The sequence below is a fragment of the Staphylococcus saccharolyticus genome (genome assembly GCF_900458815.1).
Lineage (GTDB): Bacteria > Bacillota > Bacilli > Staphylococcales > Staphylococcaceae > Staphylococcus > Staphylococcus saccharolyticus.
The window spans coordinates 289,491-305,215 of the sequence record NZ_UHDZ01000001.1; the positions used below are offsets into that span (position 1 = coordinate 289,491).

Below are 15,725 nucleotides of genomic sequence, written 5' to 3' on the forward strand. Positions count from 1 at the left end.
AAAGGAGTGAAGCAATATGGCTTTAATGACATTAAATTATAGTTCACCAACGATAGGTATGCATCAAAATTTAACGGTCATCTTACCAGAAGATGCTACGTATTTTGATAGTTCAAAACCTTCTAAACAACTTAAATCGCTCTTACTATTGCATGGTTTATCTAGTGATGAAACAACGTACGTAAGATATACCAGTATTGAACGTTATGCGAATGAGCATCAACTCGCTATTATCATGCCTAATGTTAATCATAGCGGTTATTCCAATATGGCGTATGGTCATAGTTACTATGATTATATTCTTGAAATTTATGAATATGTGCATCAAATTTTTCCACTATCAAAAAATAGAGAAGACAATTTTATTGCTGGTCACTCAATGGGAGGCTATGGCACTATTAAATTTGCGCTTACTCAAAGTGATAAATTTGCTAAAGCTGCGCCACTTTCTGCTGTATTCCAGGCCCAACATTTTATAGATTTAGACTGGATTGATTTTTCAGCCCAATCTATTACAGGCGAAAACACTAATATTAATGGAACAGAACTAGATACATATCATCTGCTTAATAAAGCGGTTGAAAATCAAGTAGAAATTCCTAAATTACTTATAATGTGTGGTAAAGAAGACTTCCTTTACGAAGATAATATAGAATTCATTCGTAATTTAGATGAAAAGAAAATACCGTATACATTTGAAGATAGCTCAGGCGAGCACAACTATGCCTATTGGGATAAGGCGATAAAAAGAGCTATTGAATGGTTTGTAGAATAAAAAATTTTTAATGAAAAGGGTAAGATATAAAGCTTTTATTTATGACACTAAGCAACAGTGTTCTAAAATCATAAGCTCTTTCGTCTTACCCATGTTATTTTAAGATTTGAGGCTATTATATTTTCATACATTATATTACTCTTGATTTCATAATTTATTAATATTATTGAGTGAATAAATGTTTTTAAGAAACTAAAAAATAAAATTTTACTTTTTTAAAAAATATAAATAAAGATATGATTGGGATAAATAGTTATATTAAGGGAACTTAACTCAACGGAGTGATAGCAGTGTTTAAATATTATGTTTATTCAATCTTATTATTTTTGGTTTTGTTGATTATTGGTGGATGTTCGTTTAATCAAAATTATGGGAGTAATAAAAATTTAAGTCAAACAGTGAACGTCGTTGCAGTGGGAGATAACTTGATTCATCCAGAATTTTATGAAGATGCTCAAACAGGTGAGAATAGCTATAATTTTAAACCCATGTATCAACCTATTAAAACGGATATCCAGAAAGCTGATGTTGCTTTTGTTAATCAAGAGTCCCCTTTAGGTGGTGATGACCGACCATATTCAGGTTTTAGAAATTTCAATACACCTAGTAGTATTGCACATGACTTAGTGGATACAGGTTTTAACTTTGTGAATGGTGCTAATAATCATGCATTTGAATCAGGGAGAAGAAGGCGTTAAAAATCATATTCATACTTGGGATAAATTTAGAAATAAAGTTTTATTTACGGGCGTTTATTTATCTACAAAGGAACAAACAAGGTTCCAACTATGACAGTTAATGGGGTCAAAATTGCTTTATTAAGCTATACATTTGGTTTAAATAATATGACTACTAATAACTACACCGTAAACACCTTTAATGAAAGTAAGATAAAAAAGATGTTAAAAGAGCTAAGCAACAATCCGATGTAGTCTTTGTTTGCGCGCATTGGGGAAATGAAGGAAGCCATCAACCTAATCCTACTCAAAAAAAGTATGCGCAAATTTTTGCAGATGCTGGGGTAGATGTGGTGTTTGGCACGCACCCGCATGTGATTGAGTCAGTTAAATGGGTTAAAGGAAAAGAGGGAAATCAAACACTTGTCGCTTATTCGTTAGGCAATTTCTTGAATGGTCAATCAACAGGAAATGAAAGTAATGACCTTTTGGGACGTATAGATTTTCAGCTAGTAAAAAAACCTACAGGTGTACATGTTCAAAATGTGAAATGGAGAAGCATGGTTAATCATTATGAGTTAGCAAATCCTTACAATAAACATTCTAAAACTAAATTTAAAGTAAAATTGTTAAATGATTATACAGACAAAGAAATTCAAAAACATGGTCGACGTTATATTAATGGTATGAATATGACTAAAAAACGATTACGAGATATCACTCAATCAGTGATTGACCCACAATTTTTAGATGATAAAAGTTTTTAACATAGTCAATTTATTCAGACTTGAAAATAAAATACAGATTTCAGTGGTAAATAATACTAAAGTGTTTCACGCGAAACTGAAATATGAATTCTAAGATAATTGTTTTTAGATCAGTATTTATTGAAATAATCATAAAGTTTGTGAGAGGAAGACTTGTCAAACAAGATGAGGGAGAACAAATTTTAGAAGATATTAATTAGTTTGGTGTGTAAATTTTTATAATAGAAATAAATTTGAAACTCGATATAACTTTAAGGTAAATTTTAAATGAATACGATAAAGTGTAGTTGAAAATATACTGTAGAGGAATGAGAATATGTCACTAATGAATAAATCTGTTTTTTTAATGACCAAATTATACTCTAAGAATGTGCCTTTCGTTCCTAGATTTATGCAGCAGTTAAATCGATTGATATTTGCCACAGATATACCTAGATCAGTTCAGATTGGGCAAGGTACAAAATTTGCTCATAGTGGTTTAGGATGCGTGATACACGAAAAAGCTGTTATTGGAAAAAATTGTAAATTACTACAAAATGTAACTGTTGGGGGAAGAGGTAAGCATGGTACGCCAGTTATAGGTGATAATGTTCTTATAGGCGCTAATGCCACCATAGCAGGAGGCATAAAAGTAGGTAATAATGCTACAATTGGAGCTATGAGTTTAGTTATAGAAGATGTTCCAGAAGGTGCTACTGTGGTAGGTATACCTGCTAAACCAATTCAAACTAGATAAAATTCATAAATAAAAATTCCATTTAAGTGACATAATCATTTAAATGGAATCTTTTTGAAATAATTATTTATTTTGTGACGCGAATGCTTTAGCGATATTATTTAATTTAGCAGGGGCGTCTTTAACATCCATTTTTACTTCTACAAAGCGCATGCAATCATTATTAGATTTAATAGATTCAAATGCATGCATTAACTCTTCTGAAGTATTTACATCGTGAATTTCTACATGATCTCCGCCGAAAACAGAAGGTAACGCTTTGTAATTCCACATGCGAATATCATTATAAGGTTCTTTCATCCCATGAATCATTCTTTCAACCGTATAACCATCATTATTAATAACGAAAATAACTGGTTTTAAATTTTGACGAATAATTGTTGATAGTGATTGAACTGTTAATTGTAATGAACCATCACCAATGAGTAAGACATTTCTACGTTTTGGATTGGCAATTTGTGTACCTAAAGTTGCAGGTAGAGTGTAACCAATTGAACCCCATAATGGCTGACCAATAAATGTGTTGTCTTTATATAGCGCTAAATCATATGCACCAAAGAATGATGTACCTTGCTCTGCAAGTAGAACATCATCAAGTTGTAAGAAATCTTGCATCATATTAAAGTATGTTTCTTGAGTTAGAGGTTTATCATTTAATTCATAGTTATGTGCTTGCGGTCTTTGATATTGAGGATAATCATTTTCATTAATGTAATGAATTCCATCCTTTAATCCATTTAACATATCCGGTAGTGAGATATCGTTAACGACTGTATCATTTATTTTAAATTGTTTGTGATTAATCATGATAACGTCGTCAATATCAAAATTGTATGAGAATCCAGCTGTTGCTGAGTCAGTTAATTTAGCACCAATATTTAAAATGACATCACTTTGGTTAACATAATCTTTAATGTGAGGTTCGGCAATTTCGCCATCAAATATACCTATATAGTGTGGGTTTTCTTCGTTAAAAGCACCTTTCCCCAATGATAATTGCGCCACTGGAATGTTTGTTTGATTAACGAAAGTTTCAAGTTCCTTATGCAACATAAAGCTATTAATCTCATGACCTGTAATAATGAGTGGTTGAGAAGCTGTTTTTAATTTTTCTTCTAACATATCTCCATATTGTTGAACATCTTCATGTTGTTTTTCTTCTGGTTTAAATGATTCAGAAACTTCTATTTCTGCTAGTGCTACATCAATAGGTAAGTGAATATGCACAGGTCGACGTTCAGCAAGTGCTGCATTGATTACTCTTGGAATTTCTATTGTAGCATTTTCAGTTGTGATATAGGCTTGAGCTGTAGTAATGGGTTCAAACATTTTTCTATAATCATCAAATGAACCTTCGCCAAGTGAATGGTGAACAAATTTGCCTGCTTTTTCAACAGCACGAGTCGGTGCACCAGTAATCGCAATAACAGGGACTCTTTCAGCATAAGAACCAGCAATTCCATTAACTGCACTTAGTTCTCCAACTCCGAATGTAGTAACCATAGCACCTATCCCATTGACACGTGCATAACCATCAGTGGCATAACTTGCGTTTAATTCGTTAGTATTTCCGATCCATTCGATATGATCATGTGAAATTATATCGTCTAAAAAGGGTAGGTTAAAATCGCCTGGTACACCGAAAACTTTGTCGGCACCTGCCACATATACCGCGTCCATTAAATATTGTCCTACGCGTTGTTTCATAGTCTAACTCCACCTTTATCTTTTTATTGATATTACATTTACGATCATATACCTATTTGAAAATAAAGTCAATTAACTTGACCTAATTTAAAAGTGAAACCTTTCTGAAATGGATGACTAATAGTAGAAAGTTTATTATAATGACAGTATTGAACGGAAAAGGAAAGTGTCATATGTCAAAGAATAAAAATGATTATGAACATATGTTGTTTTACTTCGCATATAAGACTTTTATTACTACTGCTGATGAAATTATTGAACAATACGGAATGAGTCGTCAGCACCATCGTTTTTTATTTTTTATCAATAAATTGCCAGGCATTACAATTAAAGAACTTTTAATCACATTAGAAATTTCGAAACAAGGATCTCATGGGACTTTACGTAAATTGAAAGAAGAGGGCTTAATTATTGAACAAACCTCAGAAAAGGATCGACGTGTGAAAAAGTTGTACCCTACAGAAAGAGGGAATACACTGATTCTTAAACTGAATAAAGCTCAAGATGAATTGATTCAACATACCCAACAAAAAGTAGGAAACGATTGGTATGCCATAATGGAAGAATTAGCTAATTATCGCGAAGGATTTAAAACAATTGAACATTTGAAAGAAGACTAACAAAGAGTCGATACTCAAAGTATCGGCTCTTTATTAATGTTTATAAAATATCTCTTTAGTGTAAATGATGAGTGACATCAATATTCCAACATCATTAATATTATGTAAAAAATTAAATAGTGTCTCACAACTTAATAAAAAACTGTTGATTTTTTTCATAAATGAGTTAGTATAGTTTTTATATTAATAATTCATAAGGGGAAATGATATGAAAGTTAAAAGTAGTTCACGTTTCTTTTCGATGAAGAAAGTGACGCTAAGCTTCGTTACTGTATTTATTGGAATAGGGACAATAGGTTCATTAAATCAGTATGCTGATGCAAGTACGAAAACACAACAAACACATGTAACTACGTCATCGCCAACTAAGAAGACGACGCACACTGTTAAACGTTCAGTTAAATCGACAACTGTTAAATCTAGAACAATATCAACGAAAAGAGTTAAGTCACCTACAACTCAATCAACGAAAAAAGCCACAACGACTAAGAAACCCACAACTTTAAATAAAACTCGCACAGCAACTAAGACTCTGCCTACCACTCGCAAGATTTCATCAACATCAACACGTTCTAAAACAACACCTACTTCTGTGAAACGTACAACTTCTCATAAAATAATTACTGTGTCGCCAATCTCTAAAGCGAAAGCATCAACAAAATCGCAACAACCAACGAAAAGTCGTACAACTTCAGTTAAGAAAAGTACTACAAAACCAAGCAAGATAAAATCTACGTCAACATCAACACGACCTAAAACCGTTCAACCCTCTAAGACAAAGACTCAACCTACTTCATCGACTCAAATTAATACAACAACAACTAAAGCAAAGCAACTTTCAACGCAAACAACTTCTAAAATTGATAGTAGTAAAGAATTAGTAGGTGTGGCACCTGCAGAACGTAAAACAGATAAATACCAATCAATGACGCAATTAGAAAAAGAAACAACTGAAGGTGTAGATTGGAGAAAAGGTACTAAAGATACTGGAAATCAAGTGCTTATTGTGGGCTCCGTATGGCGGAAGTATTGAACAAGGCACAACAGAATTAACTAAAGCATTAGCCAATAAAGGTAATTATGATTATTATTCATTTGAAGGAATTCAACCTAAAAACAACTCTGAATTACATGTCACTTCTACGCATTATGATGATCCAACATTAAATTAAATGATTAAAAATCGCACTGCCACTGTTTCGATTCACGGAGCATCAGGTAGTGAGGAGATTGTCTACCTTGGTGGACCTCGTTCAGATTTAAGAAATGAAATAGAGAAGCAACTTGTTGGACGTGGATTTACTGTAAAAGTACCACCTGAATATCTTGGAGGACAAAATAATAATAACTTTATTAATAGAGAAGATAATAACATTGGCGTTCAGTTAGAATTAACAACTGCATTAAGAAAAGCTTTCTTTACGAATGGTGATATAAGCACTAAAAATCGTACAAATGAGAAAAATTGGACATCTAAAATGTACTCATTTATTAATGGATTATATGCTGGCATACGCAATACGTATTCGAGTAAATAATTTTTATTAAAATGAATTACTACCAATTTAATATTTTTGAAACCTAACAATATTGTTATAGTTGTCATAATAGGGCTAAAGGATGATTCCGTTAGCCCTTATTATTTTTTATATTAATAAAGATAGAATAGAGAGATGTTACGTATAGTCGTTAGATTTTAAGTATCATATGTACGATTGTCCCCTTAACTCTATTTAAAAAATAGCTATCAAATTCATTAATAAGTAAGAAGGGAACTGTTTGATTTGAAAGATAAACAATCACTGAGTTCCTCTAGAAAAAAGAAATCATTGTTGATTATTGCTAGTTTAATAACATTCATAGGAATTGGAAGCGGATATGAATATGTACATTCAAATGAAGAACCTACTAATGAAATCTCCAGTCACCGTCATTTATTTTCGCATTTAATTCCAGGTTTCAATCTTAATACAGACAAAGAAGGGTCATCATATGTCAATTTAGAATCGTCCGATACAGTACAAGAGGATATCCATCATAAAGATTATTTTAAATCAATGACTCAATTGTTGATGCACATAACACAAGGTGTAGATTGGAAAAAAGAAATAAAAAAAGTTGGTAGTCATGTGCTTATTATTGCTCCTCATGGTGGTAATTTAGAAGCAGGAACAACAGAACTAACAAAATATATTTCCAACCATCATCATTATGATTATTACTCATTTACAGTGTTAAGAAAACACCATGTTGAAGGTTTACATGTTACTTCAGGACATTATATAACGATCCGCAACTTCTTAATATGGTAAAGTCAAAAGATTTTGCAGTGTCAATTCATGGTGCTAAAGGGAGTCGTCCTATTGTTTATATTGGTGGCTTATATGTATCTCTCAAAGATGCACTTAAACAACAACTGACGCGTCACCATTTTGTAGTGAAAAATGCACCTTCTTATTTAGGGGGAGATTTAAAAAAGAATTTTATTAATAGAGACCTTAAAAGTAAAGGTGTACAACTTGAACTAACAACGGCTTTAAGAAAATCAATGTTTGTGAATGAGAACTTATCACATCAGTCAAGGAAAGATAAAAGTAATTGGTCATCGCCGGTAATGTATCGATTTTCAGATGCGATTCATTAAGCGATTAAAGAAGTAGATGATTCTGGTAAAGACAGATAAATATCTCAATGATTAGCGTCACTAAATTTAAGAATTTAAGGTGATTGTTAAAAGGAAAATATCTTAAATCAAAATGTGTAGACTTAGTGTCCTTATCATAAAAGTGAATAATAAGTATTAGAAAATATGAAAAAATTACGTTATTTTGAAATTCAAGTTTTTAAAAATATCTATAAAACGTGTATAATAGTAATTAACTATTGAACAAGTTAGATGTTCATAATATATCATCTTAGAAAGGAGTGTTATAAGATGAAAAAATTTGCAATTATTTTTGCATTAGCTGGTGCAGCATTTTATGGTTTCAAAAAATACCAAAATCATGTTAACCAAGCACCAAACATTGAATACTAAGATTGACAACTTGACTACTAAAGTGAGCATCAAATAGTTAAGACAAGGTCTGTTAAGATCTTGTCTTATTTTTTTATTTTCGGGTAAATAAAGTGGTATATGAGGAGGTTAGGTAGAGATAAGCTAGATTAAATATAGTCTTTATTTAAAAACGACTCTATGGTGAATAAGTATGTAAACTAGGGGTGTAACAAATGTCTAAAATATTATTAACTGGTGCATCGGGATATATTGGTGGTCACCTTAAGGATAAATTAAAAAAAGAACACGAAATTATTGCAATTTCTAGAAATATAAGTAACAAGGACAATGAGCAAAATGTGACATGGAAAGCTGCTGACTTATTCGATTTAGATGAAATTACCAAGGTTATGGAAGGGATTGATACGGCTATTTATTTAGTTCACTCAAAGATGCCTTCAGCTAAACTAACTCAAGCTAATTTTGAAGATATGGATGCATTGTTAGCAGATAACTTTGCACGAGTTGCAAAACAACAAGGAGTTAAACATATCGTGTTTATGAGGGGCCTTATACCAATTGTTGATCGATTGTCAGCTCATTTAAGAAGTCGTCTCGAATGTGAAAAAATCCTTGGAGATTAAGGAATACCTGTAAGTACATTACGCGCTGGTTTGATTATTGGGGCTAAAGGTAGTTCTTATCCTATTCTTAAACGTTTAGTTGAACGTTTGCCAGCAATGATTTTACCTAGTTGGGCTTATAACAGAATTTCTCCTGTAGCGATTGAAGATGTGATAAATGGTTTAGTAGCAATGGTTGATTGTTCTCCAACAGAAAATGAAGCCATCGATATCAGTGGGCCTGAAACAATGAACTATAAGGAATTAATCCTAAGAACTGCTCAAGTTTTAGATAAACCACTACCCATGCTCGATTTACCAATCATACCTATTATAGTCAGCCGTTATTGGGTACAATTGATTTCAAATGTGCCGAAAGAGATGGTATATCCATTAATGAATAGTTTAATTCATAATATGGTATCTCATGAACAACGTATTGTTCCAGAAATATCGATGGATCGTATTACTTTTGAAGATAGTGCTCAAAGGGCACTTGATGAAGAGTAGAACGTAGCTAAGAAAAAAGAAGGGCCATCTGCTCATCGATCGTCTTCAGCGAAGGCAAAGCAACCAGAAATTAAAGATGTACGTGCCATTACGCGTTTTGATATACTAAAAAGTCATACAAATTAATGATGTGACAAAAGAGTATGCAAAATTTATTAACAATATAACCTTACATTTAGTTAAAGGTACGATGAATGAACAAGAATTCAATATGAACTTACCTTTGATAAATAAATTTATTTTAAAAATGCAACGTGATGAAAGGGATTCAACAGATGAAATGGTAGTATACAGAATAGTTGGTGGAGGTTTAGCTCATGCTAATAATGGCGGAAATGCACGTTTTGAATTCCGCAGGCGAAAGCGCATAAAATGGTTATGAATATCTTTAAAAACAAAATGGCGCATTTAGCTTTCAAAGAGAGTGAGAGTGGTAGACGACGTAAGTCTAAGAACATTTTTATCGGCGTTTCAGTTGTAGGAGCGACTGTCACAGCAGGATTAATAGGGCTTAAACGCATCAAGCGTAATCAAATTAAAAAGCATAGTATGTCAAATGCAGAATTATAGGAAAAGTATAATCTTCCAAGCTTTTCTAATAGCAGAAATAATAAATAAATTAACTTTTCCTTATACAAAACTTTTTTAAAGTATTATATAATGTCATCAATAAGCCGAGTTAATCTTTTTTGATTAATTGGGCTATTTTGTGAAAACCTTTACACAAATAATCTTTTATATTGTAATACTACAAAAATTTACATGCTTTTTACATTAAATTAAAAGCAAATTCTAAAAAGAGGTTTATTATGAATTAAATAGGTTGATAATGTAAAAAATTAACAGAAATTTAAACATTACATTTTAACTTATGATAAATATTTGTTAATTAAGGTGTTATTTTGTTAACCACCATCAACTTTAATAGATAAATTAATTGCATTTTTGGAGGGAAATATGGAAAATTCAGTAGATTTAACAAAAATATGGGAGATTATTAAAAAGAATTGGAAACTCTTAGTCATCATTCCAATAATTTTCATACTAATAAGCACTTTATTAACGTTCTTAGTGTTTAAACCTAAATATGAAGCAACGACACAGATATTAGTTAGTCAGAAAGAAAAAGAATCGAAAATGATGGCGCAAGAAGTCCAAAGTAATATTCAATTAGTTAATACATATGCGGAAATTATCACTAGTCCTAGAATTTTAGACGATGTTTCAAAAAAGAATAAAAAGTATTCTTCAGAAAAATTATCAAAAATGATAACCGTCAATACTGAAGCGGACTCTCAACTACTAAATGTTGGCGTGAAAAGTAAAAATAAAAAAAAATCTGAAAAAATAGCTAATGATGTTGCAAAAGTATTTAGCAAAGATGTGCCAGATATTATGAGTGTAGATAATGTTTCTGTGTTATCAAAAGCAGATGGTACAGCTGAAAAGGTATCTCCAAGAACAATGATGAATTTACTAGCGGGATTGATTTTAGGACTAATCGTTGCGATTTTAATTATTACATTTAAAGAAATTTTTGATAAACGTATTAGAACTGAAGAAGACGTAGAAAAAGAACTAGGTATTCCAGTTTTAGGTTCAATACAAAAAATTAAATAAAGGAGAACGACGATGGCTAAGAAAAGAAAAAAACTTGAAAATCCACTTTTTGTTAATGATAAACCGAAGTCAATTATTAGTGAGAAATTTAGAGGTATAAGGTCCAACATAATGTTTTCAAGAGCTAATGATGAAATTACTAGTATTATAGTTACTTCAGAAAAGTCCGCTGCAGGTAAAAGTGTCGTTTCGGCAAATATAGCTACAACATATGCACAAGCAGGATATAAAACATTAATTATTGATGGAGATATGAGAAAACCGACTCAAAATTATTTATTTGAAGAAGCAAATTATGATGGATTATCAAATTTAATTATAGGTAAGTCTGATTATGATAAGGCAATTAGAACTACAAGAGTGAATAATTTAGACTTGTTAACCTCTGGTCCCATTCCACCTAATCCGTCTGAATTAATCGATTCTGAAAGATTTTATGAAATTTATAATGAGTTAGTTCAAAGATATGACTTTGTTTTAATTGATACACCACCGGTTAATACCGTAACTGATGCACAAGTGTTTATTCAATACGTGGGAGATACAATCATAGTTATTGATTCTGAGGATAATAATAAAAATGAAGTGAAAAGAGCAAAATCTTTAATTGATAAAGCTGGTGGTAAAGTAATTGGAGCAGTTTTAAATAAAACACCTAAAGATAAATCTTCAAGTTATTATTCTTATTATGGAGAAGATGAATAGTTATGATAGATATCCACAATCACATACTTATTAATGTCGATGATGGCCCGAAGAGTAGGGAAGAGATGCTTAATTTATTAAAACAAGCTAAATCTGAGGGTGTAACCGAAATTATCGCGACACCTCACCACTTAAGTTCTGCTTATGATAATGACAAACAACAAGTGCTTTCGAAAGTTGAAGAGTTACTGTCTATGAATGAAGTTCAGGAAATAGGCATCAAAATGTATCCTGGACAAGAAATTAGAATCACTGATCAAATTCTTCCAGGCTTGGAAGATGGCAGTATATTAAGCTTAAACAACTCAAAATATTTATTAATAGAGCTTCCTTCAGGTGGTGTTCCACATTATACTGAAAGATTGTTTTACGAATTATTATCAAAAGGGTATGTACCAATTATTGCGCATCCAGAAAGAAATAAGGGCATTTCTCAAGATTTGGATAAGTTATATCAATTGGTTAAAGCAGGTGCTTTAAGTCAATTAACGACATCATCACTTTTAGGTGAAAATGGTAAAAAAATTCAGAAGTTATCAATTCAGATGCTTGAGAATAATTTAACACATTTTATAGCTTCAGATGCACATCATAGTGAAATTAGGCCGTTTAAGATGAATAGTTTATTTAAGGATAAAAAATTAAATAAATTTGAAAAAGATTTAGAAAGCTTTTTGAAGAATGCCGAATCTGTAGTTAACAATACAGATATAGCTAAAAAACAACCAACTCAGAATTACAAAAATAAGAAGTTTTTTGGACTATTTTAGTATTTTGAGAATGTGAGGGATTAAGACGTGGACAAACTAAATGCAAGAAAACGTCTGATTATTTTATTGATTATAGATTCTTTAATTGTCTTCTTTTCAGTGTTTATGTGTTATGAAATCTTGGAACCTTATTTTAAAGGCTATTCAATAGATATTTTGATTGTTTCTGCTATCGTGTTGCTCGTGTCACATCATGTTTTTGCATATCTGTTTAATCTTTATCACCGTGCCTGGGAATATGCTAGTGTGGACGAGCTTTTCCTTATTGTAGAATCTGTAACATGTTCTATATTAGCTACAGTTCTAATTGTTCCTATTTTTACAGGACGCCCATCATTTTTAAGATTGTATTTAATCACATGGATGATGCATTTAATATTAATAGGTGGTTCTAGAATTTTTTGGAGAGTAAGTAGAAGATTCTTAACAAATGGCAATAAACCTAAGAAAAGACCGACGTTAATTGTTGGCGCCGGTAGAGGTGGCTCTCTATTAATAAGACAAATGCTACGAAGTGACATGGGGCTTGAGCCTGTTTTAGCAGTTGATGATGATCCAGATAAAAGAAAATTAGTTATTGCTGAGGGCGTCAAAGTTCAAGGGACAATTGAAGATATTCCTAACCTTGCAAATAAGTATAAAATCAAACGAATTATAATTGCTATTCCAACATTGAACCCCTCAAGATATAAAGAAATTAATGATATCTGTAATAGTATAGGGATTGAATTATTTAAGATGCCGAGCATAGAAGATGTGTTATCAGGAGAGTTGGAAGTAAATCAACTCAAAAGAGTTGAAGTAGAAGATTTACTTGGACGAGAACCAGTTGAATTAGATATGGCGATGATTTCTAAAGAATTAACTCATAAAACCATTTTAGTTACCGGTGCGGGTGGTTCAATCGGTTCTGAAATTTGTAGACAAGTATGCAAATTTGAACCTGATAGAATTGTCTTACTAGGGCATGGAGAAAATAGTATCTATTTAATTAACCAGGAATTATCTAATATTTATAAAGATAAAATAGATATTATACCAGTTATCGCCGATGTGCAGAATAAAGACCGTATTGAGAAGATAATGAAACAGTATAAACCGTATGCGGTTTATCATGCAGCTGCTCACAAACATGTTCCGTTAATGGAATATAATCCTGAAGAAGCTTTTAATAACAATGTTATAGGGACACAAAATGTAGCTAGAGCAGCTAAAAGTGCAGAAGTTCAAAAGTTTGTAATGATTTCTACTGATAAAGCTGTGAACCCACCAAATGTGATGGGAGCCTCTAAACGTGTTGCTGAAATGATTATCCAAAGTCTAAATGATGAAGATGGTAAAACTGATTTCGTTGCAGTAAGATTTGGAAATGTACTTGGGTCGCGTGGTTCTGTTATCCCATTATTTAAGAAGCAAATTGAAGCAGGGGGGCCAGTTACTGTTACACATCCTGATATGACAAGATACTTTATGACTATACCTGAAGCTTCAAGATTAGTACTACAAGCTGGTGCATTAGCACATGGAGGAGAGGTTTTTGTTTTAGATATGGGTGAACCTGTAAAAATAGTCGACTTAGCACGAAACCTAATACGGTTAAGTGGTAAGAGTGAAGAAGAAATAGGTATTAAATTCTCGGGAATAAGACCTGGTGAAAAGCTCTATGAAGAGTTACTCAATGAAAATGAAGTACATCCTGAACAGGTTTATCAAAAAATATATATAGGAAAAACTTCATTTATTTCTCAAGAAGAGCTAGACTCTACAATTAAAGATTTACTTATCAATACGGAAAAAATAAGAGATGCTTTATTAAATTTAGCTAACAGGAAGTTTTAAAATGACACTATTTTATAGAATTGTTGTGGTATCTTTATCTATTGTTGCAATCATATTAGATATGATCAGCGTCAAAAATGTGCCAGGAAACTTAGTTTTAGTTCCATTTGTATATTTAATTTTATTTATATTCATCCCTTCATTTAGTAAATACATGTTTAGTAATTTAGGGATAACAATATTTAATTTTACAACGTTACTGAGATATATAATCTCACCTCTACTAATGGCACTGTATGGCACTAACCTTCAAATTGGTTCAAATGTGCCATTAGAAATTGAAAAAAATTCTGTAAATCTCATGGTTTATGAGATGGTTGCAGTTTTTGTTACTTTTGGAGTTTTTCATAAATATTTTTACTCAGATAAATTTAAAATTCAAAGCATTAAAGCTAAATCAAATATATTTGGTTGGTTGTTCGTTGGATTTGCTATATTAATTATTCTAACGCAGCCGTCAGTTTTAGAAAGATATTCATTTATTTGGTCTGCTAGTCAACTTAAATCTGATTCTGTAAATGAAGATGTGACGTTATTTGCATTGTTTATACAATTAGCCCAAATTGTTTTTACTGTAGGGATTCTAAATATTATTTATAGATTTTACGAAAAAAGACCGAATATTATTTATCTTTTTTTATCTATAGCTGTCATTATTGTTTCAGCATCATTTATAACCGGTACAAGTCGATCAAGTATAATTATTCCATTAGTTACTGGTTTGTTTACAATTCTAGTATTGTATAAAAACTATAGAAAATTGATATTAGGTGCATCGGCTATTTTGAGTGTACTAGTAATAATTATTTCTACTGTATTAAAACAACAAACTAATATGTCAGTTTCAACACATTCACTTTACCATTCAGCAGGACCGTTAGAAAACTTTAATACTGACATTCAGATTTACTTTTCTGGTTTAACAAATGTTGGACATGCATTAGAAGAAGCGTTCGTATTTAAATCGTTTGATTTGAGTTCGATTATGAGCGATTTAACACATTCGGTCGTATTTATTAACGGTTTTTTTCAAGACCGTCACAGTGCTTTAACTTTATTTAATAATATGTTTTATAAATCAACAGGATTGAATGACCAAATTATACCAATGATAGGTCAAGGATATTTATACTTTGGTCCAATATTAGCTCCTATCCTATCTGTAATAGGAATTTTAATTATCATGTACTTAGACAGAATGATATTTAACACAAAATCGGTGTTTAGTTTATATATTTTATCTTATTTTTGTCTAAAATTTTCACTATTCTTTATGTCAAACGCGACGATACTTATTTCTTTCTTTACTAACTTTATATTAATTCTATTACTTATTGCTTATTTAAATAATAAAGTAAGTTATAAAAAGGAGTAAATT

At 31.5% G+C, this 15,725-nt stretch carries 12 protein-coding genes and 3 pseudogenes; 14 read left to right on the forward strand and 1 reads right to left on the reverse strand.

The genetic code is table 11. The features are described 5' to 3' along the window. Positions 1–16: 16 nt before the first annotated feature. From DYE57_RS01225 to DYE57_RS01235, 3 genes and pseudogenes are all read left to right on the forward strand, one after another. The gene (locus DYE57_RS01225; protein WP_115312570.1) at positions 17–775 is read left to right on the forward strand and encodes an alpha/beta hydrolase; all 759 of its coding nucleotides are present in this window, start codon (positions 17–19) and stop codon (positions 773–775) included. 281 nt (positions 776–1,056) lie between these two features. Beyond that, positions 1,057–2,219, forward strand: a pseudogene (locus DYE57_RS01230) (CapA family protein). A gap of 346 nt (positions 2,220–2,565) precedes the next feature. Further along, on the forward strand, positions 2,566–2,955 hold the full coding sequence (locus DYE57_RS01235; RefSeq protein ID WP_238394097.1) for a serine O-acetyltransferase: 390 nt from the start codon (positions 2,566–2,568) through the stop codon (positions 2,953–2,955). Between the two features lie 63 nt (positions 2,956–3,018). On the opposite strand, the gene DYE57_RS01240 is transcribed toward DYE57_RS01235, so the two are convergent. Next, positions 3,019–4,662: an alpha-keto acid decarboxylase family protein gene (locus DYE57_RS01240; protein ID WP_115312572.1), complete on the reverse strand. Its 1,644-nt coding sequence runs from the start codon at positions 4,660–4,662 to the stop codon at positions 3,019–3,021. A gap of 173 nt (positions 4,663–4,835) precedes the next feature. Here DYE57_RS01240 and DYE57_RS01245 point away from each other — a divergent pair, with 173 nt between their 5' ends. The 11 genes and pseudogenes from DYE57_RS01245 (at position 4,836) to DYE57_RS01295 (ending at position 15,722) form a co-directional block, all read left to right on the forward strand. Continuing rightward, the gene (locus DYE57_RS01245) at positions 4,836–5,282 is read left to right on the forward strand and encodes a MarR family winged helix-turn-helix transcriptional regulator (RefSeq protein ID WP_115312573.1); all 447 of its coding nucleotides are present in this window, start codon (positions 4,836–4,838) and stop codon (positions 5,280–5,282) included. Positions 5,283–5,490: 208 nt separating this feature from the next. Then, a pseudogene (locus DYE57_RS01250) lies at positions 5,491–6,820 on the forward strand (poly-gamma-glutamate hydrolase family protein). 246 nt (positions 6,821–7,066) lie between these two features. Beyond that, positions 7,067–7,594 carry a poly-gamma-glutamate hydrolase family protein gene (locus tag DYE57_RS12145; protein WP_232619703.1) on the forward strand — a complete coding sequence of 176 codons (528 nt, stop codon included), beginning with the start codon at positions 7,067–7,069 and terminating at the stop codon, positions 7,592–7,594. Continuing rightward, positions 7,588–7,926 (forward strand): poly-gamma-glutamate hydrolase family protein, encoded by a 339-nt coding sequence (locus DYE57_RS12150; RefSeq protein WP_232619702.1) that lies wholly within the window; start codon positions 7,588–7,590, stop codon positions 7,924–7,926. The genes DYE57_RS12145 and DYE57_RS12150 overlap by 7 nt, the downstream gene beginning before the upstream one ends. A 291-nt stretch (positions 7,927–8,217) precedes the next feature. Beyond that, positions 8,218–8,319, forward strand: coding sequence for an SE2200 family small protein (locus DYE57_RS01260; RefSeq protein ID WP_115312574.1), 102 nt, complete (start codon positions 8,218–8,220; stop codon positions 8,317–8,319). Between the two features lie 194 nt (positions 8,320–8,513). Next, positions 8,514–9,983: pseudogene (locus tag DYE57_RS01265) on the forward strand (NAD(P)H-binding protein). A 387-nt stretch (positions 9,984–10,370) separates the two neighbouring features. Then, the gene (locus tag DYE57_RS01275; RefSeq protein ID WP_115312576.1) at positions 10,371–11,033 is read left to right on the forward strand and encodes a Wzz/FepE/Etk N-terminal domain-containing protein; all 663 of its coding nucleotides are present in this window, start codon (positions 10,371–10,373) and stop codon (positions 11,031–11,033) included. Between the two features lie 12 nt (positions 11,034–11,045). Next, the gene (locus tag DYE57_RS01280) at positions 11,046–11,738 is read left to right on the forward strand and encodes a polysaccharide biosynthesis tyrosine autokinase (RefSeq protein ID WP_115312577.1); all 693 of its coding nucleotides are present in this window, start codon (positions 11,046–11,048) and stop codon (positions 11,736–11,738) included. Between the two features lie 2 nt (positions 11,739–11,740). Continuing rightward, positions 11,741–12,508 (forward strand): tyrosine-protein phosphatase, encoded by a 768-nt coding sequence (locus tag DYE57_RS01285; RefSeq protein ID WP_115312578.1) that lies wholly within the window; start codon positions 11,741–11,743, stop codon positions 12,506–12,508. A gap of 27 nt (positions 12,509–12,535) precedes the next feature. Then, a complete protein-coding gene (locus tag DYE57_RS01290; protein WP_115312579.1) occupies positions 12,536–14,347 on the forward strand; it encodes a polysaccharide biosynthesis protein in 1,812 nt (603 codons plus the stop codon). A 1-nt stretch (position 14,348) separates the two neighbouring features. Beyond that, positions 14,349–15,722: a hypothetical protein gene (locus tag DYE57_RS01295; protein WP_115312580.1), complete on the forward strand. Its 1,374-nt coding sequence runs from the start codon at positions 14,349–14,351 to the stop codon at positions 15,720–15,722. The last annotated feature ends 3 nt before the right edge of the window (positions 15,723–15,725 follow it).